Here is a 26,832-nt window from a genome sequence, read left to right on the forward strand (position 1 = left end):
CGGACCCGCAATGAGCGAGGACACGAGTTCGACGCTCGGACGCGGCGCTCACATCGCCATCGTCGTCGGAGGTGTCGTCCTGGGGGTTGCTGGAGCGTGCGTTCTCGCCTGGCTCATCGCCCCTTTGTTTCTGGCGCTCGTCGTCGTGACGCTGACGTACCCGATTGTCCGTGGACTCCGCGCGCGCGGAGTCCCGTCGTGGGCGGCGACCCTGACGAGCGTCATTACCGGGTACGGGATGATCCTCGCTCTGGCAGCCGTCGTCCTCCTCGCTGGCGCCCGCCTGACCCGGGTCGTTGTGGAACGACGCTCTGACCTCGATCAGCTCCTCAGCGGTGCCGGAAGCACTCTCGTCGGCGCAGGATTCACCACGCCACAGGTACACGAGTTCCTTGAGGCAGTGTCACCGGCACAGATACTGCGATGGTCCTCGGCGGTCGTGCCCTCACTGACGAGCTTCGCGATGACGGCCGTCTTCCTCTCCGGACTGCTCATCTTCCTCGGCGTCGAAGGGACGCAAGTCGACGTCCGCATGTCCGGGATCCGACGCACTCGGACTCGATTGGCGGATGCGCTCCAGGAGTGGGCGGTCCTGACGCGCCGCTACTTCGGCGTGACCGCGTTCTTCGCGGTGATCGTTGGCGGTCTCGACGCCGCATTCCTGGCACTGCTCGGTGTGCCGCATCCAGTGCTCTGGGGCGTTCTCGCCGCGGCCTGCAACTTCATCCCTTACGTCGGCTTCGTCATCGGACTCATTCCGCCCGCGGTCATCGCCCTCCTCGACGGCGATCCGGGAACCGCGATCCTCATCGTCCTCGTCTACCTCGTCCTCAACTCGCTCGTGACGACCGTGCTCCCGGCGAAGGTCGTCGGCGACGTCGTCGGCCTGGCCATGTACGTAACGATTGCGTCCCTGGTGTTTTGGGGATGGGTGCTAGGACCGGTGGGTTCGATCCTCGCTGTCCCGTGCACGCTGCTTCTCCGAGCTGTGCTCATCGACGCTGACCCGCGAGCTGCATGGATCGCGCCCATGATCAACTCCAGCAAGCGCAACCGAGCCGAGACATGAGGTCGCGAATTGGCTCCTGCTGCAGCGAAGGCGAACTCAGCCGGCACCGTCTACCGGGACAGTGTGTTGGACCGCGCACGACCTGACGGTTTCGGACGGCTGCATGTTTGCAGCCGCCCGAAGGCCGCGACAGTCAGCAATCTCGCTCGCTGCGCGCGCATCGCACGAAAACCGGTTGCGGTCGACCCCTACTCGGGGCGACCTGCGGGCATAGTGTCGGGGTATCGCTTGCAGGGCCTGGGGTGTAGCTGAGCAGGAGCCCGGCTCTCGGGCCAAATGACACCAGAGGCGCACCGTTGAGCACTCATCGATCCGGGGCTCGTGGTACACCCGCGACCCGCCATCCTTATACTTCACCGCGCACCGCGCACCGCGCACCGCGCACCGCGCACCGCGCACCGCGCACCGCGCACCGCGCACCGCGCACCGCGCACCCGGAGTTCGGTATGACCGATCCGTTCCCTGAGGGGCCGGCTGGGGAGTGCGTCGTCGTCGCGGTTGCGTTCATGCACGTCCACGTGGGCCGGCCCGTGACTGTCGGCGAGATCGCAGCGGCCGCCAATGTCACCGCGCATGAGCTGCACCAGCAGTTCCGACACCAGATGGGCGCCTCTCCGCTGCAACACTTCCGGCGGCTTCGGCTCGACGGCGTCCATGCTGGCCTCCACACGGCCCGTACTGCTGCTGCCGTGCGCGAGCTCGTGCGGCAGTGGGAATTCGTGCACTACGGCCGGTTCAGCGCCGCCTACACGGCCCGGTTCGGCGAAACCCCGAACATCTCCGTCGACCGCTCATCCTGATCGGTGAGACGGCGCAGCCGCCGAATTCGGCATTTGGTCGCGCGCGAAAGGTCCACCGAACTGTGAAGCCGGGATCGAACCGGCAGCGCACCGTTGTCCGGGCCAGGTTGCGGCACGCAATGAGAAGGCGCACCACGACCAATTTCAGACCGCCCTCAGCAGCAGCCGCTCCGGGTCTGTGCCGGACTCCGGCTTGAGCCCGCCTTTCCTGACCCTCATTCCGGGCGATGGGGCGTCGGTTGCGACGTTCGGAACGTTCGCCGACAACGAGACGATCTCGATCACCGACAGCCGCGCTGGCCGAATCGACCAGCTCCAGTTCGACCTCGATGAAGGCCCCTGCTGGGGCTGGATGCGCTCACCCGTGCGTTCGGTATGACACGCCCCACGGGGGCACTCACCGGAAGGCATCCCTCATGGGACAGCTGATCTACGACTCGCAATCCCTTGAACTCCGCCTTGACGACCGCGCACTCACGCACTTGCAGATCGTCATCGTGAACCTCATCCGACGCGGCGAGAGCTTCGTGTTCTCGTGGAAAGACGACGCCGCCGTCGGCGATGGCCGCAGCAGCATCTGGATCCACCCGTACTGCGGGCTCCACTTCAAGTTCGCTGGCGGGAAAGCACCCAGCATCAACCGGTCCTGGCTCGAGACCCTCTACGAGAGCGCTGGGAGCGGGTCCGGTCTGGTCCTGACACCCGAATCCGCGGACACCAGCGGCCCCGTCTCCTCCGACGACGTTCCCGGTGCTCCGCCCACTCATCCGACAACGATCGACGCTTCGTAACTCGCCGCGATCAACATGGCTCTGCACGAGCCCGAACCAGCTCCTCAGGGGGTGTTCGCCACGGAGTTGCGAGGGCGTCTACCGCCGGTTCGGGTTCCGTGCAGACGCCCTCGCGCTACGCTGCCGTCGGGTTCGACGCGGAGGTCATGACGAGGTGTGCGAGCAGCAGGGCATGACGGTCGCGCAGATTGGCGACGACCTGGGCATCAGCCGGACGACTGTGTACCGGGGGCTTCGACGAGAGAACGAGCCGGTCACAGGAAGGCGTGGCAAGACGTCCGGATGACCATCGGCTACCGGGTGCTCGAGTGGTCTTCGGGATGCCGACGTAGCACGGCCGTGAGTACGCCTCCGACCAGAAGGACCAGACCGAGGCCGGCGATGAAGAACTCGCCAACGACGTCCGGGGCATCGAAAACAGCATGCTCGTCGAACCAGGTCCCGAGGATCGCGCCGTCGACGTAGTCGACGACAATGATGACCAGGCCCAGGAAAGCCGAAAGCCAAGCCCACAACCGCTGCATGCATCCGAGCATGGCCGATAGGACCGCCGCGCTGCTGAGAGCGCGTCGACGGCCATCCAAAGCCGCGATGGAAGCAGCTCTGATTCGTTCCGCTGGAGGATCGTCAATCGGGACGCCTCGACGCCGGGCTGTGGGACACGAACAGGCGTTTCGTGGTGTGCTAGCCGGATGCGCGTCAGATCAGCGGCCGTCGTCATCCGAGACGAGAGCCTGCTCGTCATCGATCGGTTGAAGGACGGTCGAAACTACTGGGTGCTTCCTGGTGGTGGGGTGGAGGAAGGTGAGAGCCTCCGCGAGGCTTGCCGGCGCGAACTGCGCGAGGAGACTGGCCTTGAGGCGATCATCGGCGATCTGCTCGACGTGCCAGTGGATAGCGCCGCTCCAGCGGCCTACTTCGCAGCCCAAGTGCGTCCTGGTCCGTTGGTGCTCGGTGGCCCAGAGATCGAACGAGCATCAGAACTGAACCAGTACGAGCCGAGGTGGGTTGAAGTGGCCTTGCTCGCCCAGATCCCGTTGGTGCCGGAAGCGGCGAGGCGAGCGGTGCAGCTGGTCCTCGAGGCGCGCCGGTAGGGGATCGCCCATCGAGACCGACCAGCTCGTAGGGCGACGTCGGCCTCGCTTGCAGTTAAGAGTGTAAGTTGCCTAGTGTGGGTGATCTCCCCACCTGCCAGATTCGGAGGGCCTCATGGCACCCGTGCGATCAGTGCTTACTGAACAGCTTGCGATCGATGACGCCGTCAGGGCGGAAGCGTCCACGGCTGTCGACGACGCGCACGACCGCCGCGTTCGGCGGCTGGCGTTGCTTCTCGAAGACGGTGCGACGGTTGAGCTTCCGGCGCAGCTCTCACGGTTCTTGGAGAGTGCGATCCGGAGCGTCGCGAGCGGCTCGGTGATTTTCACTTCCTCGCTCCCGGAAGAGCTAACCACAACGACCGCGGCCGAGCAGCTCGGCGTCTCGCGGCCAACGCTGATGAAGATGATTGCTGCAGGCGAGCTACCGGCAACGAAGGTGAAGTCGCACACGCGTTTGCGTCGGGATGACGTCTTGGATCTTCGGCTGCGCCGTGAGGAACGTCGACGGGCGGCCGCGGATGAACTGCTCCGGGCGGGCGAAGCGTTCGACTGAAAGTTAGTCGGGCATCGCCGGTACGGTAGGAGGGTGGTGCAACGGGTCTTCGTCGACGCAAACGTGTTCGTGAGCAGGACTCTGCGCGATTGGATCTGCTTGCTCCGCGCCGAGATTCCGGCGATGTTCCAGCTGCACACAACCGAGGACGTTCTCGCGGAGGCTCTCTACACCCTTCGACGGAACCGCAAGGACGCGGATGGGGGCGAGACGGTCCATATCCGGCAAGCGATTCTGGAATCGATCGATGAGGTACTCGCCGATTTCAACGGTTCCGTTGCGTACTCCGGCGCGGACCCCGATGACCGCCACGTCCATGCCGCGGCGGTTGCCTGCCAGGCCGACGTCCTTCTCACCGAGGACCAGGGCTTCGAAGAGAGCGACCTCACTCCTTACGAGGTGTACAGCTGCGACGACTTCTTCTGCCTGACCGATGATGCGGTCCCCGACCGGGTACGCGCGGTGGCGATGAAGCAACTCAAGTACTGGAACGCGCAGCCCCGCCGAAAGGGCCTGAAGCAGGCGCTCATCGACGCGGGCTGTCCGGACTTTGCAGAGCGGGTGGAGGGCCACCTGCGGCTCGCAAGCGGAGTTCGTCCCCGGCATTAGGTGGCATGGCGCCGCGCTCGACCCGGCAGTGACGCGACAACGACAGCGACAGAGAGCGGCTCTCTGAGCCGGACCCAGCACACGTCCTCCGTCCGATGAACCATCCGTCACTGGGACGTGGCAGCTCCGGTAGCGTGTGGCGGCCGCGGGTATCGCGGCGGCAATCTGACACTGTCAACGATCCAGCCGGGCGAGCAGCGCTGCGAGCGTTACGCGCTCAACGTCGTTAAGCGGTTCCAGCAGGTGACGTTCCGTCTCGAGGTGGTCCGGCAGGACACGGTCGACGAGTGTGCTGCCCGCCGCAGTCAGCTCCACGAGCTTGCCGCGACCATCCTCCGGGTTCGGCAGTCGCCGGACCAACCCCGCTGCCTCCAGCCGATTGAGTCGCTGGGCGACAGCCCCGGAGGTGATCATCGCGTCCGCGGCGAGTCCGACGGGTGTCATCCGGTACGGCTCCCCTTGGCGGCGGAGCGTGGCGAGCACGTCGAACGTAGAAGCGTCGATACCGTGCCGCGCGAACGTGCCGCCCAGCGCTGCGTCAATCCGCGCAGCCACCCGGCCGAGCCGACCAACGATCCCCATCGGCGACGTGTCCAGGTCCGGCCGCTCGGTGCGCCACTGCTCGAGAATGCCGTCTACGTGATCCACGACCCAAGCATAGTCGCTTAGCACTCAGCTATACTTGCTCAGTGCTAAGCAAAGTTCGTGTTATCGCAGTGACCGCCCTCGCCCCCGCGCTCTGGGGCACGACCTACTTCACATCGACTGCCGTTCTGCCGGCCGAACACCCGCTGCTCATCGCTACGCTTCGGGCGTTTCCAGCCGGCCTCATCCTGCTTGCGTTCGGGCGCCGCCTCCCGCGCGGATCTTGGTGGTGGCGTTCCGTCGTGCTCGGCGCACTCAACATCGCGGCATTCTTCGCGTTCCTGTTCATCGCCGCCGATCGCCTGCCGGGAGGGGTAGCCGCGGTCGTGGGCGGCGTGCAGCCACTCCTGATCGCAGTACTCGCGTCCAGGTTCCTCGGGGAACGCCTCACCATAAAGACGATCACCGCTGGCACGATCGGCGTCATCGGAGTCGCCCTCATCGTGCTGCGCGCATCTGCGGCACTCGACCCGATCGGCGTTGTCGCAGCACTCCTCGGCGCGCTGTCAATGGCCGCAGGGGTCGTACTATCCAAGCGCTGGGCTGGCGATATTCCATCGATCGTGACGACGTCATGGCAGCTCCTGGCAGGCGGACTCCTCCTCACCATCGCCACACTCGTTGCAGAACCACTGCCACGAGCACCCTTGAGCGTCGAGGCCCTAATGGGCTTCGTCTACCTTGCCGTCATAGGCACAGCCTTCGCCTACCTGGTCTGGTTCCGCGGACTAGCGGTTCTACCAGCCCGCGTCCCGGCGTTCCTAGGCCTACTGAGCCCTGTCGTCGCGTTGACAGTCGGGATCACCACTGCCGGAGAAACCCTGACTGCGATCCAAGGCCTCGGCGCCACCCTGGTGATCGCGGCGGTGGGTAGCGCGGTCCTTTCCCGACCCCGAACAAACGCCTGAGCGGACGACCCCGGAAGCAAATCGTCAGGTGCGATTAGGAGTGCCCGGTAGCCGATCCTTCATCGGGCGGACGTTGGGGGCTAGAGATCGCGCAACCGCTGCCCCGTCGCGTTCTCGTTCCACCGGGTTCGTCCGTGACGGGTGGTCTGCTGGTGGTCACCGTCATGGTCAGCTTCGAGGTGACACCGCCACTGGCCGAAGGTGCTCGCACACTGCTTCTTCATCACCAGCACGATAGGACATGCCCTCGGTCCCGTTGGAGGGCCACCTCTACTGCAAGGCGTCACCCCTGGCCCTCAGAGGCGCTGGGAGGGACGATCGTTCTGCGGATCTTCCGCGTGCGGCAACAGTTGGAGGTGCGCATGAACTGGCAAGAGGTCCTCGACGTCGGACGAGCGGACGCCATAACGCACAGGCGTCAGGCTGTGCTGGAGCGGACGAATGCGACGCAGTGTTCACACGAAGCGCAAACGGCAACGGATAGGGACGTGGGGGCGTTGTGGTTGATGCGCGCGATGCAGCAACGTTCCGCCGCGGTGAGCAGCGACGCCGCGGCGCAGATCAGTGACCGCATCGCTGACCACGCCGAAAGCGTGCTCCACTCGTCACGCTGATCTGTCTGCCGGGTCACCAGGGACAGCTGAACCGTCTCGACGCTCAGCGTGTGGCCAGTCATGCCTCGCCACGCTCAGGTCGCTGAGGTACCGTCCCTGGGCAACGACGTTGCTGGTACCGACCCTCACGCATCCCTTCGGCGCCTCTTTATATGGTGCGTAGAGGCGAGGCCAGCGTGCAAGCCACAGATTCCATCGTCCATCCCGACACAGCCTCAGACGAGCCCTCTCGGGAACACCCGGCGTTCGAGACGCACCATGCGTTCAACCAGTATTGGGCGCACGTCACCGCGCACGTGTCCTTCATCCTCGACACGCATCCCATCGGCACTTCGGCTCAGGCCCGTGCTGCCGCGACCCAGTACCTGGACGCGGCTGCGGAAGTGGTTCCGGTCGAGCTACGAGTCGACGCGACCGCTGAGACCGCAGCGATTGGCGTGCGCCGAGCCACTCGCTTCATGAAGGCAAACCTGCGACGCCGGGTCACTGCCGTCGATATTGCAGCCGCGGCCGGGTGCTCTCCCCGCGCCTTGCAGCTGGTGTTCCAACGTGAACTCAACACGACGCCCATGCGGTACCTCCGCGGCCTTCGGATCGCCGCAGCGCATGCGCAGCTGCTCGCAGACCACCAGACACCCGTAGGACAACTCGCGGGTCACTGGGGGTTCACGAACCCAGGTCGCTTCGCAGCGGCCTACCGCGCCCGGTATGGCGAAACACCGACAGCGACCCGGGCGCGGCTGGAGCACACCCAGGAGCCGGCATCGCTCAACCGGGGCTCGGACGACGTTGGCTGAGCATGGGAAGGGTGCGGGTGCCGCCGCCGGTTCGGGTCACGTCGGCCGGAACCCGCGGTTGCGGCCTGCTCGCAGGCAAGGACCGGGACCTCGGGCCTGGCGTCTGCGCTAACCGGCAGCAGCCTGCGACAGCCGAATCCTGAGTCGACCACCCACGCGAATTGGTGTGTCGATAGCCGGTCGTCCACCGATACACGACAGTTGTCGCCTTCGGAGGCTTCCGCTGCCTCCTGCAGTCTGACCAGGGGTATTGCCGTATGCGTGTCCCGCAAAAATGCCCGGCGAAGGGGCGCCAAACGCTACACGGTTTCGTGCTCGCCCTCGGGGTGCTCAGCGCTGGCGACGCGGGGGGGGGGGGGGGGGGGGGGGGGGGGGGGGCGGTGGAGGTCGCGAGCATCCGATAGAGCGTCGTGCGGTCGACGCTGAGCTGTCGGGCCACAACGGTCTTCGGGACACCGGTGCTGATCAGTCGGCGTGCTTCGGTGATTTGGTCGTCGGTGAGCTTTCGCGAGCGGCCCTTGTACTTCCCGGCGGCTTTGGCGATGCGGATGCCCTCGCGTTGGCGTTCGCGGATGAGAGTGCGTTCGAACTCGGCGAACGCGCCGAGGAGGTTCAGCATGAGCCGGCCGATCGCGTCCTCGGTGTCGCGACTGTAGCTCTGCTGCTCCTTGACGAACTCGACCGAGGCGCCCTTGGCGGTGATCTCGTCGACGATGTCCCGCAAGTCACCGAGGGAGCGCGCGAGCCGGTCCATCGACGCAACGCGAACGGTGTCCCCGTCCCGGACGTATCCGATGCAGTCGAGGAGTGCGGTTCGATCGGTGCGGGAGCCGCCAGAGACCTTCTCTTCGAAGACACGGTCGACGTCACCGATCGCCTCGAGCTGCCGGTCGAGGTTCTGATCGACCGAGCTCACCGAACGTACGCGACGGTCTGCGTCTTGTGTTGCACCACCCCTAGACCCTCGCACACTCCTGCAGCAAAAGGACGAAACCGCACCCTAAAACCACGTAAATCACCGGACGGACCGGGTGTGGCCTTGGGGTATACCCCAAAACGCCACTACGGGCAGCGCCGGTGCTCGGTGAGCGACGAACGTCAGCGGCGCGGCAACTTCAAGATCCGACCGGCTTGATGCACACTCGGCATACTCGAGCCCACCTCAACATGGCTCGACGATGAGTCGAGGAGCCTCAGTGCAGCTGGCAAAAATTCAGGTTAACAACTTCCGTGCGCACACTGATACCACGCTGCCACTGACTCGTTTCGGCTGCATCATCGGGGAAAATAACGCCGGCAAATCGAGTCTGCTGCACGCTATTCAGTTCGCGCTGGAGGGCGGCAAGCTAACAAGCGACGACTTCCGTGAGAAAGACAGCGCCGTCCAGGCGGCTTTGACCATAGACAAAATTCGCGAAGGTGATCTGCAACGCGTCGCCGAAGCGCATCGGGACAGTGTGCGGGCGATGATCAAAGATGATTCCCTTACTCTTATTCGCCGACAGGAGCCCAACTCGACGTCGGAAGTCCGGTATATGGCCTGGGTCCCTAGTGATCCAATGTGGTCGCTGGATACGTTTGGTGACGCCATTAAGAACTTGCGTGGAGCTAATCTTCGCTCGGCCGCGGTGCGTGCAGTTCCCGCGCTTGACGAAGTGCTCGACACAACTCCAAAATCGAGCGACGTCAAGGATGCTTTCCAAGCGTTGATTGATGCATTGCCGGCCGAACAGCTCGTACCTGCCCCGCAGGTGATCAAGACCGGTATCTGGCAGGCAATCAAGCCCCTTCTCCCTGAAGTGATTTACATTGAAGCCGTGAAGGACGCTTCAGTTGAGGCGCGGTCCTCGGGGACTGCAACATTTGCGAAGCTGCTAGGTCTGCTCCTGACCGAGGTTGAAGACCAGTTCGAGGACATCACGAAGGAGTTTCTGAAGGTCCAAAAGAAACTGAGCCGGATTCTCGCAGACGACGGCACGCTGGTAGACGAACGACTCGACGCGGTAAGGGCTATCGAGTCAACCATTCAGCAATTTGTTCGGGAAAGTTTTCCCGACGTTGAACTGACCATGAATGTGCCAGCGCCGGCGCTATCGACCATTTTGGGCGGGGCCGAGTTGCGAGTAAACGACGGCCATGACGGGTTGCTGGTGAGCAAGGGAGATGGGCTTAAGCGCACAGTGCTATTTGCGATCTTGCGTGCGTACACCGCACTTCGGGCAGGTGGCCTATCCGAACCCGATAGTTCGACTCCGGCCCATCCCTGCGTTCTCCTTTTTGAGGAGCCGGAACTTTTCCTGCATCCTCGTGCGCAGCGTCAACTCATGAGCACTCTGGCCACGTTCGCGCTGGCGCACCAGGTGCTGGTCACGACACACTCGGCCGGATTCTTCGGCCCGAGTACTGACGGGTTCGCCAAGCTAACGAAGACGGGAACCGGCGTTGAAGCGCTACCGGTGGACCTGCAGCTCGCTGACCGCGATGCTTATCAAATGGTGCAGTACGAGAATAACGAAGCAGCGTTCTTCGCCAAAACCGTTGTGCTCGTCGAGGGGGATAGTGACACTTTCACTTTCCCACATCTCGCGGGTCTACTCAATCCTGCTTGGAATCACGACGAGCACAATGTCAGTTTCATCAAAACCGGAGGTAAAGGGAGCATCTCGCGCTATCGTTCATTTTTTGGGCAGTTTGGCGTTCAAGTCCGCGTCATAACGGATCTGGACTCACTGAGTGACGGATTCAACCACCTCACCGATAGTGTGACGCTCCGCGAGCAGCATGCCAGATTGATGGATGATGTCTCCAAGCACCTTCCCGCAGTGAATACGGTCAAGAGTGACAAAGTAAAAGGCATCGTGAAGAAGCGTAATTCCGCTCAACTTTGGGTCGCCGCCCAGGAGCAGTTTGAGGAGTGGAAGGCAGACCGGGATGATGATGCAGTCGCTGCGCTGCAGGACACCTTGACCGAGCTATTTGCGCAGGGAGAAAGCCGCAGCAAGACGGATATACTTCGCACCCCGCCGGCCGAGCAGATTGCAAACAAACGTGACGACCTGATCTCGGCTTTGGCGAGCGAAGGTGTGTTTGTGCTTCGACGCGGGGACCTGGAGGCCTACTGTGCGCAAACAGCAGTCAACGGCGACAAGGTTTCGAGTGCGATGACGTTTTGTCGGGAAGTGACGACTCGGCACGATTTCGAGTCGCGACATGGGGTCGACGCCGCAGGTGTCGTTGGAGACCTCGAAAGCATCTTCGCAGGCATATTTCCCTGATTATCTAGTTGGTCGGATACTGTCTCGTGCCTTATTTGGATGCGCGTGGCCTCCAGTTGACATAAGAGCTCAGTATCGGCACGAACGAGGACAGCCGGCCACCCTTCGGGGCTGGTCGGCTGTCCTGCGTGGGGAGCGGCGTCAGTGCGCTGCGTCGTACGCGTCGCGGACGACCTGACTGATCCGGCCGCGGGACGAGACCTCGTGGCCGTTCGCGTTCGCCCACTCGCGGATCTTCGCGAGCTCTTCCGAGTTCCCACGCTTCGGCGCGCTGCCGCCGCTGGTCCGCCCGGACCGGCCGCTCACCTTGCGAGCGGCGGCAACGTAGTCCGAGAACGCTTCGCGGAGCGCGTCGGCGTTGTCGTCGGTCAGGTCGATCTCGTAGTTGCTGCCGTCGAAACCGAAGGTGATGGTGCGGCCTTTGCCGTCTTCGATGATGTCGCCGGTGAGGTCGTCGACGAGGTGCGTGGTGACTTTCTGCGCCATGGTGGGGGTCGCCTTTCGCTCTGTGGGTTACATCAACCCTGGCATAGCTCGCCGCATAGATCGCTTTGTTGGTTCTTCTTCCCGGCGTCCGACGACGGGGTGCTCGACGCGTCTCCAGGGGCAGCGCAGGCGGTCAACGACAGAATGCACGCGGCGATCGCGGCGATCAACGGGAGGCTGAGGTCGGTGACCGTGACGTTTCCCGAGTCCGCCGCGCCCGGCGTCGACGCCGACCGCATCGCGGCCGACGTGATGTCGAACTTCTGGGAGTGCGACCACGAGCACCTGCGCGAGCGCCGGCACTGTCAGGCCCCGTTCCGGGGTCGTTCCTTTGGACGTGGAGCCGGAGGCAGCGTACGGACGTCCGGGCTCCGCGCAACCGGCTTTCGGCGGCCGCGCGGTACGCGTCGCGGTCGGCCTGGCTGAGCGGCCGTGCGAGGAGACATCGAGGCCTCCGCGTTTGCTCGCTCCGCGGATCTTCGCGGGTTCTTCCGAGTTGCCGCGCCGTTGTGTCCACATGGATCCCTCGCGAACGCCGGCCGGCCGATTGAGCGGTTTGGGGCAGAAGGAGCCGCTGCGGTGTTTAGTGAGCACTGTCGGATGCTTCCGCCGACCCACCCAGTCAAATGACCCCTCCGGTGCCCCTTCGAGCAGGTGAGCGTCCGGTGCGGACGCGTCACATTGAGCTCCTTTAACGGTGGGAGGCGTCAGCGGTTGGAAGGCGCGTGCGAGCGGCACCAGCACGGGACTCTGTTGCGATCCGGCAACAGTCCGCACTACGGAGCCCTGCAGCCCGCCATGCTCAAAGGATGCCCAAATTCCGCGTCTCGCAGGGCCTGACCCGGATCGACATCGACGCCGTCACCGTCGTAGAGGCTCGTGCGAAGGCCGTCATATCACGGCAGTTCCGTGACGACGCCACCCTGGTCGTCCTGCCCTTCGACGGCGATCGAGCGCCCTCTCTCCCGGACGTCACACCAGTACCGGTGCTCGCCGCTGCCGCCCTCCGTCCTCAGCCCGGAGCGGACGGGCTGTGCGACGCCGTGTCCCTCGTCCGGCCACCCTCCGTCCTCCGGTCGCTGTCCGCCCTGGTCGCCCTCGTGGTGCTGCTGTTCGCGGTCGTGGCCGCCGGCATCACCGGCATGACCTGGAATGCGACCCGGGTCAGCGCGCTAGGTGACTGTGCGCGGATTGGCCTCTGCACGCGGACGCCGCTCAGCACGGTCGAGGAACGCACCGGTGTGCGCCTGCCCGACGGCGTGGAGCGACTGCAGTCGTCCGCGTCCCGTGACGGCAGCTACGTGGCGGCGTTGGTGCGCCTCCCGGAGGGTGTCGAGGTACCCCAGCTTGCCGAGGGCACCACGAGCGCCGTCACCCGGCGTGCGGCGGCGGCGCTCCGGGGTGCTAACGCAGCCGACCTCGCCGGTCGGACTGCGGGTCCGGTCGGCCTGTTCACAGGATTCGCGAACGGGCGGACAATCGTCTTCCTCCGCTACGACGCCGCAGCCTGAACAAGCCGGATCTGCTGGGTCGCTTCCTCATGCGGCATCTGCCAGAGAGACGCCGAGAGCCCTTGGCTTGAAGACAGGACAGCCGTGCTGTAGGCGTCGATGAAATCGACCGTCAGCCCTGCAAGCAGGTGCCGGAGCTGCAAGCCTGATCGGCAGCGCAGTATCACGGTGAAGATAAGCGTTACAGGGATGTGACCAACCCGCTTGATCCCCACCAGGCTGCTGACTTGACCCCAGCCTCCGCGGCGATTTGCACAGGAGGGCCTGAGCTGGAGGGGACAGCAGTCCAATATCTCGCTACCGTCGGTGGCTGTTCGACCGGGCCGGAATTGCCGGCCCGACAATGCGAGGAGCGACGAATGGGATCTGATCCCAGCAGTACCGAGCGCCGCCGGCCCGCCCGTCGGCTCCGCGAGAGCGACGTCGCCGTGGTCGACAAGAGCATGATGCGCCGAGCGGTGAGCGGCATGGTCGTCGGCAACACGATGGAGTGGTACGACGTCGGTGTCTACGGCTACCTGGCCGTCACGATGGGGAAGGTCTTCCTGCCCACCGCCGAACCTGCCGTGCAGATCCTGTTCAGCCTCGGGGTCTTCGCGGCGACGTACGTGGCCCGACCGCTCGGCGGCATCGTCTTCGGTCGTCTCGGTGACCGGATCGGCCGCCAGAAGGTCCTCGCCACGACGCTCATCATGATGGCGGCGTCGACGTTCCTGATCGGTGCGTTGCCGGCCTACGCCTCGATCGGGGTGTTCGCGCCGATCGTCCTCGTCGTGCTGAAGCTCGCGCAGGGCTTCTCGACGGGTGGTGAGTACGCGGGGGCGACGACCTTCATCACCGAGTACGCCCCGGACCGCCGCCGCGGGTTCTTCGCGAGCATCCTCGACTTCGGCAGCTACATGGGCTTCGCGCTCGGCGCCTCGGTCGTGACGGTGCTGCAGCTGACCCTCGGTGACGAGGCGATGACCGCGTACGGCTGGCGCTTCCCGTTCCTCGCCGCCGGTGTCATCGGTGTCGTGGCGATCTACTTCCGCCTGCGCATCGAGGAGTCCCCGGTGTTCCAGGCGGCCCAGGCCGCGCAGGAGGCAGCCACCGACGCCCGCGTCGACGCCTCCGGCCAGCGTCCATCGAGCGTGTTCGCCATGGTCCGGCAGCACTGGCGCCCGATCGTCATCGCGATCATGCTCGTCGCCGCGTCGAACACTGTCGGCTACGCCCTGACCTCGTACATGCCGACGTACCTCACCGACTCGCTCGGCTACTCGGCGCTCGATGGCACCCTCCTGACGATCCCGGTGCTCGTGCTGCTCGCCGTGATGCTGCCCCTCACCGGCAAGCTGTCCGACAAGCTCGGCCGGCGCGTTGTGATGTGGATCGGCGCCGCCACGACCGTCGTACTCGTCATTCCCGCCTTCATGCTCATCGGGCACGGTGCGCAGTGGTCGACGCTTGCCGGCCTCGCGCTCCTGGCATTGATGACCGCGCTGTGGGTGTCGAACCAGGCGGCCTCGCTGCCCGCTTTGTTTCCGACCTCGACGCGGTACGCCGGAATGGGCTTCGCCTACAACATCGCAATCGCTGTGTTCGGTGGGACGACCCCGCTGATCGTGCAGGCGCTGCTCACTGCGACGGGTGACGAGCTCGCGCCGGCGTACTTCCTGATGGCGACAAGCCTGGTTGGGGCTGTGGGCGTGCTCTGTATGAAGGAGTCGTCGCGTCGGCCACTACCCGGGTCGATGCCGGCGGTCGAAACAGCTGACGAGGCACGCGAACTTGTTCGCACCCAGGACAACAACCCGCACCTGGACACGTCCGAGCTCCCGTTCGTGGTGCACGACGCGCGCAGCGAGACTGTCAACGCGCACGAACGAACATGAGCGTCCGGGTAGTCGCGACGGTTGCAACTCAGCGGAGCGTGACAACGGTCGAGGTGAGCGTGATCGCTGGCGACGAGCGATCTGCACTCGCCGTTCTCATCCGACAGCTTCCCCCGCCATGTCGGATCACACCGCGAGTACGACCGGCGGTGCGTCCGAACGTAGCCGACCAACTCGCAACCACCGCGCCGACCTCAGGACCGACTAACCGTCCGGGCACCAGCTCAGCGCATAGGCGGGCCAGGTCGGGTGGCCACCGCCGGCGGGAGTGCTGTGCAGCCAAGTTCCTATGAAGTCACTGCCCGGCCGGCCAGCACGGGATGGTGCAACTGCTGGGATCGGCAGACGCAGACAGCCCAAGAGCGACGCCAAACATAAGGCGAGTCAGCCCAACCAGCAGCAGTCCCCGATCTCCCTGAATCGGGTCAGCTGGACGTAAGGCGATGCCGGTCTGGGGAGAAGCACGGTCACCGATTTCTCATTCAGGGGCGCTGCCGCGAATCGTGGGTTAGTACGAGTTCGCAGGTGCCTGCGGCATGTCGCACCGTTTGGCGGCTTGCCGTATGTGGGATTCCGACCTCACGTCGGAAGGTTCTGTGGGGTTAGCGTCAGGAGATTTCACTCGACGAACGAACCGTGAGGGGACCGCGTGCTCATCTCCACTGAGACCACGACCGCGACAGCAGCGGCGAGTCCGGCCCATTCCTTGAGCTCGGAGCACGTGGGAGGAGTCGTCCCGGACACGTCGCTGCTTGCGGGGCTTGACGTGATTGCTGCGGAACGTCCGGACGCACTCGCCGTCGCTGATGAGCACATCGAGATGAGCCACGGTGAACTTGATCGCGTGACCCGTGCGCTCGGAGTGCTGCTGCACGAGCGGTTGACACCGGACGACCAGAGCGGACGGGGCGTCGAAGTCGCGCAGGGCGGTGCGTCCGTGCCGGTGGGAGTGATGGTGACACACGGGGTTGGTTCTGTGGTGGCGCTGCTTGGACTTGTGCGGGCCGGTCGCATCATCGTCGCGCTCGACCCCTTCCTGCCGGATGCGCGCCTCCAGCACGTGCTCTCGCTCGCAGGCATCGTCGACGTCATCGCGGACGAGGAGCACACCGAGCAGGCATCAGCTCTTGTCGCGGACCCGGCCATGATCCTCCCGTTCGGATCCCTTCTGGCCGAAGCGCGGAGCATCGCAACGTCGGGTGCGGAGATCTCGGAGGTCCCCGGAGCGGCCAGCCGTGGCGGTCGTGACGCGCTTGACATCATCTTCACGTCGGGATCGACCGGCGCGCCGAAGGGCGTGGTGATGACGCACCGTCAGGCCATCGCCGACGCCGCCGCCGAGCGCGCGACGTTCCGCCTCGTTCCAGAGGACCGGGTCGCCTCCGTCCTACCGCACGGGTTCGCGGCCGGGTTCATGCTCGTTCTCTCCTCGCTGCTCGCTGGCGCGTCCGTGCACCTGGCTGACCCGCGACACACCGGCATCGACCGGCTCGTGACCTGGATCGCGACCTCACGCCTCACGACGCTCCACACAACACCGCACCTCGTTCGCTCCCTCGTCGGTGCGCTCGTCCCGACCGAGGAGCGACTGCAAGGGCTCCGGATGGTCGCCACGGTGGGAGAGGCCATCACTGGGCCGGACGTTGCAGCACTCCGCCCGTTGCTCGGTGCGACCGCCTCGTTCTTCAACTGGACCGGTTCCAGCGAGACGAACGTCTACGCGGTCAACGAGATCGCGCCGGGGGACCCGATCCCAGAACGGAGCATCCCGTCCGGCCGGATCGTCGTCGGTAAACGGGTTGATCTCCGTCGTGCGGACGGCACCCTGGCAGACATCGGCGAGACCGGCGAGATCATCTGCATCTCGGACGCGATGACGAGTGGTTACTGGGGTGCGCCCGAGCAGACCGCGACGCGGACCGGGGTGGCCGAGGACGGCACGCCAACGTGGGCGGTTGGTGACCTGGGCCGGTTCGATGAGGAGGGGCGACTCACCTTGCTCGGACGTGCGGACGACGCGGTGAAGGTGCGCGGGTACCTCGTCGAGCCGAGCGAGGTCGAGGCGGCGCTCCGCACGGTCGATACCGTGCAGGAGGCGGCGGTCATCGCTGTCAAGGCGCCGCCCGCTCCGACGCGCCTCGTTGCGTACGTCGTGACTCGGCAGGGACGCCGCTCGGCATCGCCCGCCGCGATCCGCAACGCACTCCGGGCGCTGCTGCCGGACTACATGGTGCCGACAGCCATCGTGCCGATCTCTGCCCTGCCTCGAAACGAACGCGGCAAGGTCGACCGGGCGAGGCTCCCGGAAGCCCCATCGCTCGCAATGATGCTCGGCGAGGACGTCGGCGCGTTCACCGCGGACACGTACGATCAATGGGAGCTTGCGGTCGCGCAGATCTGGGCGGACGTGCTCGGACTGCCCACCGTCGGGCCGCTCCAGTTGCCCGCCGTGGGCCTCGACAACGACTTCTCCGCATTGGGCGGGGACTCGCTGTCCGCCGAAGAGATGCTCGCAGCCGTGGGTGATCAGATTGGCGTGCACCTACCGTCGTCGGAGCTTCTGGCTTACCCAACCGTGCGGCTGTTTGCCGCGCGGATCCGGCTTGGGGCAGCCGCGGTCCCCAGCCATCCGGACGTCGTCACCCTGGCTGGCGGTGTCGGCCGGACTGGTGAGCCGCTCTTCTGCGTCGCCGGTGCGGGTGCGCTTGCCTTGACGTACGCCCCGCTGACGCGGCACCTGGGCGACCGCCCGGTGTTCGCGTTCCAGCAGCACGGCATCGAACGCCGCTCCGTCCCCGATTGGAGCATCCCCGCGATGGCGCGCCGCTACACCGAACTCATGCGGCTCATCCAACCGCGGGGGCCCTACAGCCTCGTCGGACACTCGTTCGGTGGCCTCGTCGCGCTCGAGATGGCGGCGATGCTCACCGCGGCCGGTGAAGAGGTACGACAAGTGGTCCTCCTCGACACCTTCCTGCCCGAGCAGGCAGCGAAACAGGCTGACACCGTTGAGTTCGGAGTGATGAACAGCGCGCAGCCCGAGGCACGATCGACCAACGGTTTCGGACGGGTCCTCAGCGGCCTGATCGATACGTTCAGGAAGCGCTTCGTCGGACCATTCGGGCAGCTCGGACGGCGTGCTCGTACGTACGGCGCCGGCATGTTCCGCTGGAAGGGGCAGCGCCAGTTCCGCGCGTTCTTCGACCACGCCCTCGTCGTATCCCGTCGCTACCGCCCGCCGGTGTACGCGGGACCGGTGACCCTGGTCATCGCGGACGGCAACGACACTGGTGCAGCACGATGGGCACCGTTCCTGGTCGGTCAGGTCGCGGAGATCCGGCTGCACGCTGAACACACCTCGGTCTTGCGCGAACCATACGTCGCCGACCTGGCAGCGGCGATGGCGGAGAGCCTGGCCGTGGCACCGTCCAAGCTCGCGGAGTCTTGATGTGCGGCTGCTGACTAGCTGGCTGGGTGGCGGTCTATCGCGGGGTCGCCAGCGCCGGATCTGATTCGTCGCCGGTCGTATCTGGTTATGCCGCTGCTCTTGCTGAGCTGAAGTACTGGGTACGCGCGCTGCCAGGTTGCTGCACAGTGTCGCGTGAGCACGGAAGTTGTCCGTCTCTGCTGGGGGAGCGCTGGGACTATCTCGAGGCGCCCCCGCGATAGGGGCGGCCGCTAGCGTCACGGGCCCCTGCCGCGGCTTGGCCGGGGGAGGGGATTTTGCAACGGGCTGTTGCATAACTGCTCCCCGGAGTATGCGTTCAAGGTCCGGCGGAAGCGATTCGAGGCTCCCTGGCACGAGTGGGCGAAGGGTGTAAGACCGGTGGCATGACGGTCGCAACCGAGGTTCAGCATGGTCGAGTCACCCGGCTTGATATCCATGAACTTGTCCGGGAGCTCAATGGTGCGCTCGGTCCGACTCTGGTTGCGGCTGCTACCGGCAGCAAGGACCGCAAGCTTCCGATCAAGTGGGCCAAGGATGACGGTCCCCGTCCTGGCGCGGACTTCGAACGCCGTCTGCGTCTGATGGCGAGGACGTGGGGTGTCGTCGCCGAGCACGAAGGCGCGCACGTCGCTCGGGCCTGGTTCATTGGCGCGAACCCCTTCCTCGGGGAGCGCACGCCTTTGACCGCGATCCGTGACGACGATGCCGCTCAGCTCGGCCGTGCCGCGCAGGCCTTCATCGACGGCACTGTCGACGCGTGACCGTCCGTGTACCGCGGACATGCACCGCGACCGGGCTGCGGTTGCTTCCATGCACTGGTGAGATCGGGCACCGCATTGCGAAGAACACCTACGCCCCGATATCCGCGCCGACTCGCCACGATGCTGGTGACAACCACACTGAGCGCTCCAGCTGGGGCCGCTATGACGCAGTGGGCACCGAGACGCTCTACACCGGGGGCTCTCGCACGGGAGCGTTGGCCGAAGTTCTCTCGAGCTTCAAGTTGCCGCTCGGGACCGGAAGCGCGCTCGAGGTCGACGCTCGAGCGTTAGGACTCACGCTCGAAGAGTTCCTCGTCGACGTCGCGGCTGACTGGGAGGAGCGATCCTTCATGCAGACCGGTGCGCTGCCCCGATCTTGGAGAGACGACCGCGCCGCATTGCTGATCCGCCAGCCCGCGGCGGGCTGGCTGGTCGACGTCGAGCATCCCGATTCGATCAGCGCACTCGAGCCGATTCTCACAACGCACCTCCTTGTCGGCGGCTACGCCACCTTCACGACCGCCGCGCTGCGCAGCGACGATCGAGCCCTCACCACCGCGATCGCCGACATCGTCCATGACGCCAGCCTCGATGATGGCTCCCAGCCGATGGGCATCCACTTCGGAAGCAAGTTCGGCGGCTCGTGGTGCCGAGCGTTCTGGCTCGACCGCGCCGCAGGCGACCTCACGGTCACCGGCACCGAGCCGATCACGCTCGACAACCCTGACTTCCTCACCGCGACCCGCCGCTTCGGCATCCGCGTTCTAGAAGCGCCGGCGCTAGGACGACGTCCCCTGGCCGTCACAGCTCGGTGGCCACGGGGCCGCGTTCCCGCGTTGTTGCGATGATCTGTTATGAAACGACCGATTCATAACGATGCTTGCGCGGCGCGGCAGCTCGGGCACCAGTCCACGTGCTCGGCTGAGCAGTCCCAGCCGTACGATTCCGCGTGACTGCGCGCACCGTGGTAGCTCACGGCGTTCGGGCCGATCAGCGCCAGCTTCTCGCCACACTGATACCCATCGCAGGTAAGAACGATCGCCGGATGAATTGCCACGCCTCTATCGTCCCTTACGCCCGGCGACGTCGGCGGACGCCCCTACCCTCAACCGCATGCAACTCGCACCCCACAGCCCACGTCGTCGCAGGCTGTTTGGTGCCGCGGGGGAGCGATGGCGCGGCGTCGTTCTGACCGGTGGCGGCCACCGGAGGCGGTGTCGCTTCCCGTTGCAGCACGCCGCGCGCCAGTCATCGATGTGGACCCGCCACGACCGGTGTGGGCATGGATCCGAACGCTGCACGGTCGCGACATCCGCGTGCGATGCGCTGCAATCGCAGCCACCGACGACGCGGTGCTAATCGAGTGGGGAAGCGGCCAGGCGAAAACCGCGGCGTGGGTATGGCGCGCAGCGGTGAAACATCGCGCGGACCCCGCAGCACCCCCCCCGTGAGTTGACAGCGAAAGCGGACACCGGTTGTTCCGCCCCGGGTTTAGTAGAGGCTCGGTAGTGCCGCTTCGACGGTAGTCGGAGCGGGGTCGTGCCGGTAGTGTTCGAACTCGACGGGTGGGACCATGCCGAGTTCGCCGTGGAGGCGGCGGTGGTTGAACCAGTCGATGTACTCCACGGTCGCGATCTCGAGGTCCTCGATGCCACGCCAAGGCCCCTTGTTGCGGATCAGTTCGGCTTTGAAGATCGAGTTCACCGCCTCCGCGAGCGCGTTGTCATAGCTGTCGCCCTTCGACCCGACGGACGCGACCGCGCCAGCCTCGGCGAGCCGGTCCGTGTAGCGAAAGGCCCGATATTGAACGCCGCGGTCGCTGTGATGGACCAGCTGCGACAGGTCTCGGCCGTCGCGTTGCCGGGTCCAGATACCCATCTCGAGGGCGTCGAGAACGAGGTCGGTGCGCATGTTCTTTGATAGCTGCCACCCGACGATGCGGCGGGAAAACACATCGGTGACGAACGCGGCGTAAACCCAGCCCGAGAAGGGGCGGATGTAGGTGATGTCGGCAACCCAGAGCTGGTCCGGACCTGTCGCGGTGAACGCCCGCTGCACCAGGTCCGCGGGCCGATCCCCGATGGGACCTGGGATCGTCGTCCTCGGCCCCTTCCGTTTGCTCACGCCATGCAGGCCGGCGGCTCGCATGAGGCGTTCGACGGTGCAGCGGGCGATCAGGTGGCCCTCTCGGCGCAGTTGCGCGTGCACTTTCCGGGCGCCGTAGACGCCGTAGTTCGATCGATGCACCCGCACGATCTCGGCACTCCGGACGACATCACTGCGCGACCTCGCGGACGGCGGCCTCGACCTCGCGGCGTAGTAGCTCGACGGGGCGACCTGCAACGTCCTGCAGATCGGCTCGACCCCGAACTCGTGCTTGTGCTGATCGATGAACTGCGTCATCTGCTGGACGGGCGGTCGAGCTCCGCCGCGAAGAAAGCCGACGCCGACCTCAGAATCGCATTCGCCCGCCGCAGCTCCCGGACCTCACGCTCGAGCTCCGCGATCCGCTGCGCGTCGTCAGAGGTGACACCCGGCCGATCGCCGGCATCGACCTCGGCCTGCTGCACCCAGTTCCGCAGCGTCTCCGGATTGATCCCCAACTGCTCACCGATCCGACGCAACGCGCCAGGTCTGGTGCTCGGGTCGCGGCGCGCGTCCACCGCGAGCCTCACCGCCCGCTCCCGAAGCTCCTCCGGGTACTTCCTCGGTGCTCCCATGACTCTCATCCTCCCGTGGATTGAGAGCCTCCATCAGACCCGGGGCGGAACACCTTCGCCGATCAACTACGCTCAGCACAACAAGCAACTGTTGCGACGACCGGTTGAATACGTCCTGACTACCGCGATCCGAGTGGACGACCGTCCCGGTCGGGTTCCGGCGGTGCACCGCCATCCGCAGGGTCGCGACGGCGAGCGAGGACCGCATGTGATCGCCGATTGAGTAACCCACGATCCGGCGCGAGCAGGCGTCCTTGATCGCGCAGAGGTAGAGCTTGCCCTCACCAGTCGGGTGCTCAGTGATATCGGTCAGCCAGAGCTTGTCGAGGTCTGGCGCCGTGAACGCACGCCGGACCCGGTCGTCGTGCACCGGCGGCCCGGCCTTCCGGTTCAGGCCACGCTTCTTCGCATGCAGCGACCACAGCCGCTGCTGCGAGCACAACCGCCACACCCGCCGCTCGGACACCCGATGGCCGGCAGCATGAAGGTCATCGGCGATAAACCGGTACCCGAACGTCGGATCGTCCCGGTGCGCATCGATCGCTGCGTTGGTCAGGTGCGCGTCCGCCCAGTCTCGCTCAGTCACCGGATCAGCACGCCACCGATAGAAGGCCTGCTTCGAAAAACCCAACACCCGGCAGGCCACCGCAACAGGAACACCGCCGTCGGCGAGTTCGAGGACCAGCGGGTAGATCATTTTGGGAGTTGCGACTGAGCGAAGTACGCCGCGGCCCTGCGGAGGATCTCGTTCTCCTGCTCGAGCAGCCGGATCCGTTTCTGCGCGTCCCGCAGCTCCGCCTGGTCCACCGCTTTCGCCGACGGCACCGCCGCGACACCGACGCCATCATCGCGGTCCGCGAGCCGCAACCAGCGGGCCAGGCAGGACTCGGACACACCGAAGTCCTTCGCGACCTGCCGCACCGACGTCTCGCCCTTCCGGGCGACCGCGATCACATCACGGCGGAACTCTTCCGGATACGCCTTCACCATGGCGCACATCCTTCCAGCAGGAGCCAACGCCCCTACCTGTCAAGGAGTCAACCGAATCTGCAGCAGTCCCGCGCCTGTTCGGGCAGGCGAGCGGAGATCTAGTGGGATCAGTGGCCTGCGCCGAGGTTCCCGGCGAGGCGGCCATGGAAGGCCTGGCTGGCCTCGTTCATGCCCCGGATGTCGACTCGCTTGCCGTGCGCGTGGTACTTCGTTTCGATGGCGTCGAGCGCGGCGACAGTGGAGGAGTCCCACACGTGCGACCGGGTCATGTCGATGACGACGAGCTCGGGGTCGTCGACGTAGTCGAACTGCGTGGTGAGGTCGTTGCTCGAGGCGAAGAAGAGTTCGCCCTCGACGGTGTAGAGCGCGTGCTGCTCGCCGGTCTCGGTGGTCTCGATGCTGCGGGTCACGGAGGTGAAGTGCGAGACCCGGCGGGCGAAGACGATCATTGCGGCGATGATGCCGATGATGACGCCGATGGCGAGGTTGTCGGTTGCGACGACGATGACGACGGTGAGGACCATGACGATGGTTTCCCCGACGGGCATCCGCTTGAGGGTGGAGGGTTTGATGCTGTGCCAGTCGAAGGTGCCGACGGAGACCATCACCATGACGGCGACGAGGGCGGCCATCGGGATGATGGCGACGACATCGCCGAGCCCGACGACGAGCACGAGCAGGAACACGCCGGACAGGAAGGTGGAGATCCGGGTGCGGGCACCGGAGGCCTTGACGTTGATCATCGTCTGGCCGATCATCGCGCAACCACCCATGCCGCCCATGAACCCGGAGCAGATGTTGGCGATGCCCTGTCCGAGGGCTTCGCGGGTCTTCCGGGAGCCGGTGTCGGTGACTTCGTCGACGAGCTTCGCCGTCATCAGCGACTCGAGGAGCCCGACGAGTGCCATGGCGAGTGCGTAGGGGGCGATGATCGTCAGCGTCTCGAGGTTCAGCGGGACGTTCGGGATGAACAGCGTCGGCAGGCTGTCGGGGAGCTTGCCCTCGTCGCCGACGGTCGGGATCGCGATCGATGCGAACACGGTGACGAGCGTCAGGACGACGATCGCGACGAGGGGTGCGGGGATCGCCTTGGTGAGCCGGGGCAGGAGCACGATGATCGCGATGCCGAGGATAGTGATCGGCCAGACGAGCCAGTCGACGCCGATGATGTTCGGCAGCTGCGCGGTGAAGATCAGGATCGCGAGGGCGTTGACGAACCCGACCATCACCGACCTCGGCACGAAGCGCATCAGCTTCGCAGCTCCCAGCCCGCCGAGGATGAGCTGGAAGACCCCGCCGAGCAGGACGGTGGCGATGAGGTAGTCGAGGCCGTGCTCCTTCATCACCGGTGCGACGACGAGGGCGATGGCGCCGGTCGCGCCGGAGATCATCGCGGCGCGGCCGCTTCGGGTTCCGCAGGGCGGATAGGACGGTTGGACTGTGGTGCGCCTGGACTGGCACGGACTGCGTGACGGTCGTCACGGTTCTCCTTCGGTGAGGGGGTGCGGGCGCTACACCCGCGAGAGCTGTCGTGGGGCGCGTCATCGCGCACAGCCGGCGGCTTCGGAGCTTCCGGCACATTCCAACCTTTCCGCCATGGGAGGGTTGGTAGGGGGGGGCACGACCGCTCTGAAGGCCCGGTGACCGGGTCGGACGCCCACCGACAAGCGTGCCTCCGACCGCGCGAAGGGCGGTTCAGAGCTGTCGCGGTCGTACTCGCATCGGTTCGGTGGTGAACGTGACAGTGCGACGGACTGGAGGCACGGTGCGGGCCCGCACCGTGCCTCCAGTCCGTCGTGGTGTCAGCGGGCGGTGAAGCCGCCGTCGACCGTGAACTCGGCGCCGGTCACGAAGCTCGCGTCGGAGGACGCGAGGAACGCGACGACACCGGCGATCTCGTCGGCGCGTGCGCGACGACGGAACGGGGTGTCGGGCACCACACCGCCGAGCGGGTCGGCCTCGGTCATGGGGGAGACGACGCCGCCGGGGCAGAGCGCGTTCACCCGGATCCCGAGCGGGGCGAACTCGAGTGCGGCGGTCTTCGTGAGCCCGATCAGGCCGGCCTTGCTCGCGCAGTACGCTCCGTTGTTGATCGCGCCGACCGGGCCGAAGATCGACGCGGTGTTGATGATCGAGGCGCCCTCCTGCTGGCGGAGCAGCGGCAGTGCCGCCTGCATTCCGAGGAGCGGACCGGCGAGGTTCACCTCGAGGATCCGGTTGAAGGCGCTGAGGGTCTCCTGTTCGATCGAGACCTCGTGCAGGATCCCAGCGTTGTTCACGAGGATGTCCAGGCGCCCGTGCGCCTCGGTGATCTCCTCGATGACCCTGGTCCAGTCGTCCTGGCTCGTGACGTCGAGGTGCGTGTAGGTCACGGGGAGGCCCTCGGCTGCGAGGCCTGCGGCAAAGGTGGCGCCCTGGGCGTCCTGGATGTCCCCGGCGATGACGGTCGCTCCCTCGGTGGCGAGCCGGCGGACGTGCGCTGCGCCCTGCCCCTGCGAGCCGCCGGTGATGAGCGCGACCTTGCCTTCGAGACGACGGGAGGTGATGGTGTCGGTCATGGGGTTCCTTCGTTCGGTGGGATGATCCGGTGCGGACGGTGTCCGCTGGATGGTTGGAGTGGTCGTGGTGACGGTGGAACGTCGATTCGTGGAGGTGGAGCCCGACCCGTGGGCGAACGGGGCCGGGGCGACGTCCGAGTACGTCGGTTGGGAGCAGAGCGGTCAGCTCACCCCAAGAGCGCAGCCCTGGCGGTTGAGCGTTGCGACACTCACTGCGCCTGCGCCCTTCTCGCCGCTGCCCGGTGCGTGGCGGTCGTTCTCACCCGTCGGCGGAACCGTCGTGCTGCGGATTGACGGCGTCGACCAGCGCGTGCAGCACGGGAAGGTGCTGCAGTTCTCCGGGGAGAGCGCGGTCGAGCTCGTTGAGCTGGACCGGCCGTGTCACGCGGTCAACCTGATGGTGCGGGGAGGCGCTGGAACCTCGAGGTCGATGCGCGTCCAGCAGGGTGCGAGCGGGTTCCTGCGTGCCGTGGCACTCGAACCTGGTGACGGGGCCGAGTGGCTCGACCTGCTCGGGCCGAGCGTCGTCGAGGGGCTCTCGGCAGCGGTGTACTAGACGGCGGCCGAGTACTCCGTGCGGTTCCGCAGCGCCGTCGTGAACGACTCGATCGACGTGCGGACCAGATCCGCAGCCGTCCGGGGATCTCCGTCGCGAACCGCCGTGACGATGTCCCGCTCGGTCTGCCAGATGCCGTAGTCACCGTTCATGTACGCGGTTGTCGCCGCCATGATCCGGTAGTAGTGGCACTGCTTCCAGAGCGCGTCGATGAGGTTGAGCAGGGTGGCGTTGCCACTCGCTCGGTACAGGGTCCGCAGCATGACGTCGTCGTGGGACATCACGTCGTGGACCCGTCCCTCGCGGAGTGCCCGCTCCATGTCCTGCACCGCGCGCTCCATGACGGCAAGGTCCTCCGCGGTCACCCGACTCGCCCCGTCGAAGGCTGCGGACTCCTCGAGGAGCTTGCGCACGGAGTAGATCTCGATGAGCTCCGGGATGCTGAACTGCTTCACGACGGCACCCTTGTGGGGTGACCGCGACGCGAGTCCGGCGTCCTCGAGACGGCTGATCGCATCGCGGACTGGCTGGACGCTCGTGCCGACCATCTCGGCGACCTGCCGCACGCGGAGCCGCGTCCCGCCGGGCATCCGGCCGGAGAGGATCTCTCCCTCGACGAACTCGTACACCTGATCGGCGACGAGGCTCGGCGTTCCGGACTTCGTCCGGCGGGGGTCGAGATCCGAGGTCATGAGGTCTCCATGCGCGCGTGGTGCGGGTACCGGGGGACGGGCAACGGGTGTCGCTCTGGTCAACGGAACCACACT

Annotated in this window: 26 protein-coding genes, 2 pseudogenes and 1 other annotated feature; of the genes and pseudogenes, 18 read left to right on the top strand and 10 right to left on the bottom strand. The window is 65.9% G+C overall.

What is annotated here, in order from left to right; genetic code table 11:
* The first annotated feature begins 10 nt into the window (after positions 1 to 10).
* Positions 11 to 1,069 (top strand): AI-2E family transporter, encoded by a 1,059-nt coding sequence (locus DEJ20_RS07840; protein WP_111236743.1) that lies wholly within the window; start codon positions 11 to 13, stop codon positions 1,067 to 1,069.
* A 446-nt stretch (positions 1,070 to 1,515) separates the two neighbouring features.
* Entirely contained in the window at positions 1,516 to 1,869 is a 354-nt protein-coding gene (locus tag DEJ20_RS07845; RefSeq protein WP_111236741.1) for a helix-turn-helix domain-containing protein, read from the top strand.
* Between the two features lie 144 nt (positions 1,870 to 2,013).
* Here the strand turns inward: DEJ20_RS07845 and DEJ20_RS07850 are convergent, their stop codons facing one another.
* Positions 2,014 to 2,154 (bottom strand): hypothetical protein, encoded by a 141-nt coding sequence (locus DEJ20_RS07850; RefSeq protein ID WP_181431661.1) that lies wholly within the window; start codon positions 2,152 to 2,154, stop codon positions 2,014 to 2,016.
* Between the two features lie 131 nt (positions 2,155 to 2,285).
* Here DEJ20_RS07850 and DEJ20_RS07855 point away from each other — a divergent pair, with 131 nt between their 5' ends.
* Together DEJ20_RS07855 and DEJ20_RS18075 are read left to right on the top strand one after the other, a co-directional pair.
* Complete coding sequence (locus tag DEJ20_RS07855) at positions 2,286 to 2,660, top strand: DUF7882 family protein (protein WP_258377281.1); 375 nt, start codon at positions 2,286 to 2,288, stop codon at positions 2,658 to 2,660.
* A 172-nt stretch (positions 2,661 to 2,832) separates the two neighbouring features.
* A complete protein-coding gene (locus tag DEJ20_RS18075) occupies positions 2,833 to 2,946 on the top strand; it encodes a hypothetical protein (protein WP_349815001.1) in 114 nt (37 codons plus the stop codon).
* A 7-nt stretch (positions 2,947 to 2,953) separates the two neighbouring features.
* On the opposite strand, the gene DEJ20_RS07860 is transcribed toward DEJ20_RS18075, so the two are convergent.
* On the bottom strand, positions 2,954 to 3,184 hold the full coding sequence (locus DEJ20_RS07860) for a hypothetical protein (RefSeq protein ID WP_146245517.1): 231 nt from the start codon (positions 3,182 to 3,184) through the stop codon (positions 2,954 to 2,956).
* A 168-nt stretch (positions 3,185 to 3,352) separates the two neighbouring features.
* On the opposite strand from DEJ20_RS07860, the gene DEJ20_RS07865 reads away from it, so the two are divergent.
* The 3 genes from DEJ20_RS07865 to DEJ20_RS07875 all read left to right on the top strand — a co-directional run bounded on the left by DEJ20_RS07865 (position 3,353) and on the right by DEJ20_RS07875 (position 4,919).
* Complete coding sequence (locus DEJ20_RS07865; RefSeq protein ID WP_111236738.1) at positions 3,353 to 3,754, top strand: NUDIX domain-containing protein; 402 nt, start codon at positions 3,353 to 3,355, stop codon at positions 3,752 to 3,754.
* Between the two features lie 115 nt (positions 3,755 to 3,869).
* Entirely contained in the window at positions 3,870 to 4,310 is a 441-nt protein-coding gene (locus DEJ20_RS07870; protein WP_111236737.1) for a helix-turn-helix domain-containing protein, read from the top strand.
* Positions 4,311 to 4,343: 33 nt separating this feature from the next.
* Entirely contained in the window at positions 4,344 to 4,919 is a 576-nt protein-coding gene (locus DEJ20_RS07875; protein ID WP_111236736.1) for a PIN domain-containing protein, read from the top strand.
* Positions 4,920 to 5,093: 174 nt separating this feature from the next.
* Here the strand turns inward: DEJ20_RS07875 and DEJ20_RS07880 are convergent, their stop codons facing one another.
* Complete coding sequence (locus DEJ20_RS07880) at positions 5,094 to 5,567, bottom strand: MarR family winged helix-turn-helix transcriptional regulator (protein ID WP_220035038.1); 474 nt, start codon at positions 5,565 to 5,567, stop codon at positions 5,094 to 5,096.
* Between the two features lie 68 nt (positions 5,568 to 5,635).
* Here DEJ20_RS07880 and DEJ20_RS07885 point away from each other — a divergent pair, with 68 nt between their 5' ends.
* From DEJ20_RS07885 to DEJ20_RS07895, 3 genes are all read left to right on the top strand, one after another.
* Complete coding sequence (locus DEJ20_RS07885) at positions 5,636 to 6,472, top strand: EamA family transporter (RefSeq protein ID WP_258377280.1); 837 nt, start codon at positions 5,636 to 5,638, stop codon at positions 6,470 to 6,472.
* Between the two features lie 362 nt (positions 6,473 to 6,834).
* Positions 6,835 to 7,086, top strand: coding sequence for a hypothetical protein (locus DEJ20_RS07890; RefSeq protein WP_146245516.1), 252 nt, complete (start codon positions 6,835 to 6,837; stop codon positions 7,084 to 7,086).
* A gap of 176 nt (positions 7,087 to 7,262) precedes the next feature.
* Positions 7,263 to 7,883: a helix-turn-helix transcriptional regulator gene (locus tag DEJ20_RS07895; RefSeq protein WP_181431660.1), complete on the top strand. Its 621-nt coding sequence runs from the start codon at positions 7,263 to 7,265 to the stop codon at positions 7,881 to 7,883.
* On the opposite strand, the gene DEJ20_RS18115 is transcribed toward DEJ20_RS07895, so the two are convergent.
* Positions 7,855 to 8,853, bottom strand: coding sequence for a recombinase family protein (locus DEJ20_RS18115; protein WP_502866594.1), 999 nt, complete (start codon positions 8,851 to 8,853; stop codon positions 7,855 to 7,857). The genes DEJ20_RS07895 and DEJ20_RS18115 overlap by 29 nt on opposite strands.
* Positions 8,854 to 9,079: 226 nt before the next feature.
* Between DEJ20_RS18115 and DEJ20_RS07905 the strand changes: the two genes are divergently transcribed.
* Positions 9,080 to 11,158 (top strand): AAA family ATPase, encoded by a 2,079-nt coding sequence (locus tag DEJ20_RS07905; RefSeq protein ID WP_181431633.1) that lies wholly within the window; start codon positions 9,080 to 9,082, stop codon positions 11,156 to 11,158.
* A gap of 141 nt (positions 11,159 to 11,299) precedes the next feature.
* Here the strand turns inward: DEJ20_RS07905 and DEJ20_RS07910 are convergent, their stop codons facing one another.
* Positions 11,300 to 11,644, bottom strand: a complete 345-nt coding sequence (locus tag DEJ20_RS07910; protein ID WP_111236378.1) for a histone-like nucleoid-structuring protein Lsr2 — start codon at positions 11,642 to 11,644, stop codon at positions 11,300 to 11,302.
* A gap of 809 nt (positions 11,645 to 12,453) precedes the next feature.
* Here DEJ20_RS07910 and DEJ20_RS07915 point away from each other — a divergent pair.
* The 5 genes from DEJ20_RS07915 to DEJ20_RS07935 all read left to right on the top strand — a co-directional run bounded on the left by DEJ20_RS07915 (position 12,454) and on the right by DEJ20_RS07935 (position 20,089).
* Complete coding sequence (locus tag DEJ20_RS07915) at positions 12,454 to 13,155, top strand: hypothetical protein (protein WP_111236380.1); 702 nt, start codon at positions 12,454 to 12,456, stop codon at positions 13,153 to 13,155.
* Positions 13,156 to 13,514: 359 nt separating this feature from the next.
* Positions 13,515 to 15,032, top strand: a complete 1,518-nt coding sequence (locus DEJ20_RS07920; RefSeq protein ID WP_111236381.1) for an MFS transporter — start codon at positions 13,515 to 13,517, stop codon at positions 15,030 to 15,032.
* Positions 15,033 to 15,681: 649 nt separating this feature from the next.
* The gene (locus tag DEJ20_RS07925; RefSeq protein WP_111236382.1) at positions 15,682 to 18,480 is read left to right on the top strand and encodes an alpha/beta fold hydrolase; all 2,799 of its coding nucleotides are present in this window, start codon (positions 15,682 to 15,684) and stop codon (positions 18,478 to 18,480) included.
* 383 nt (positions 18,481 to 18,863) lie between these two features.
* Complete coding sequence (locus tag DEJ20_RS07930; protein WP_111236383.1) at positions 18,864 to 19,241, top strand: hypothetical protein; 378 nt, start codon at positions 18,864 to 18,866, stop codon at positions 19,239 to 19,241.
* Complete coding sequence (locus DEJ20_RS07935) at positions 19,238 to 20,089, top strand: RES domain-containing protein (RefSeq protein ID WP_111236384.1); 852 nt, start codon at positions 19,238 to 19,240, stop codon at positions 20,087 to 20,089. Before DEJ20_RS07930 ends, DEJ20_RS07935 begins: the two co-directional genes overlap by 4 nt.
* Positions 20,090 to 20,732: 643 nt before the next feature.
* On the opposite strand, the gene DEJ20_RS07940 is transcribed toward DEJ20_RS07935, so the two are convergent.
* From DEJ20_RS07940 to DEJ20_RS07955, 4 genes and pseudogenes are all read right to left on the bottom strand, one after another.
* A protein-coding gene (locus DEJ20_RS07940; RefSeq protein WP_258377247.1) for an IS3 family transposase occupies positions 20,733 to 21,961 on the bottom strand; the annotation gives its coding sequence in 2 pieces (ribosomal slippage) (positions 20,733 to 21,682 and positions 21,682 to 21,961; 1,230 coding nt in all).
* Positions 21,570 to 21,683: a sequence feature (AL1L pseudoknot), on the bottom strand. Its footprint overlaps the gene before it by 114 nt.
* Positions 21,849 to 22,951, bottom strand: a protein-coding gene (locus tag DEJ20_RS07945) for an IS3 family transposase (protein ID WP_258377248.1) whose coding sequence is annotated in 2 segments (ribosomal slippage) — positions 21,849 to 22,669 and positions 22,669 to 22,951 — 1,104 coding nt in all. Because the reading frame shifts where the segments join, the coding sequence is not laid out codon by codon here. The genes DEJ20_RS07940 and DEJ20_RS07945 overlap by 113 nt, the downstream gene beginning before the upstream one ends.
* A gap of 107 nt (positions 22,952 to 23,058) precedes the next feature.
* A pseudogene (locus tag DEJ20_RS07950) lies at positions 23,059 to 24,354 on the bottom strand (SulP family inorganic anion transporter); the annotation flags it as partial.
* Positions 24,355 to 24,753: 399 nt separating this feature from the next.
* Complete coding sequence (locus DEJ20_RS07955) at positions 24,754 to 25,509, bottom strand: SDR family NAD(P)-dependent oxidoreductase (RefSeq protein WP_111236388.1); 756 nt, start codon at positions 25,507 to 25,509, stop codon at positions 24,754 to 24,756.
* Between the two features lie 49 nt (positions 25,510 to 25,558).
* On the opposite strand from DEJ20_RS07955, the pseudogene DEJ20_RS18080 reads away from it, so the two are divergent.
* Together DEJ20_RS18080 and DEJ20_RS07965 are read left to right on the top strand one after the other, a co-directional pair.
* Positions 25,559 to 25,894: pseudogene (locus DEJ20_RS18080) on the top strand (HutD family protein); the annotation flags it as partial.
* 45 nt (positions 25,895 to 25,939) lie between these two features.
* The gene (locus DEJ20_RS07965; RefSeq protein ID WP_258377250.1) at positions 25,940 to 26,065 is read left to right on the top strand and encodes a hypothetical protein; all 126 of its coding nucleotides are present in this window, start codon (positions 25,940 to 25,942) and stop codon (positions 26,063 to 26,065) included.
* Here the strand turns inward: DEJ20_RS07965 and DEJ20_RS07970 are convergent.
* On the bottom strand, positions 26,062 to 26,757 hold the full coding sequence (locus DEJ20_RS07970) for a GntR family transcriptional regulator (protein WP_111236390.1): 696 nt from the start codon (positions 26,755 to 26,757) through the stop codon (positions 26,062 to 26,064). The two genes, DEJ20_RS07965 and DEJ20_RS07970, sit on opposite strands and share 4 nt — an antisense overlap.
* Positions 26,758 to 26,832: the final 75 nt, after the last annotated feature.

Origin of the sequence: Curtobacterium sp. MCSS17_005, from assembly GCF_003234225.2 — a bacterium.
GTDB classification, from domain to species: Bacteria; Actinomycetota; Actinomycetes; order Actinomycetales; family Microbacteriaceae; genus Curtobacterium; species Curtobacterium flaccumfaciens.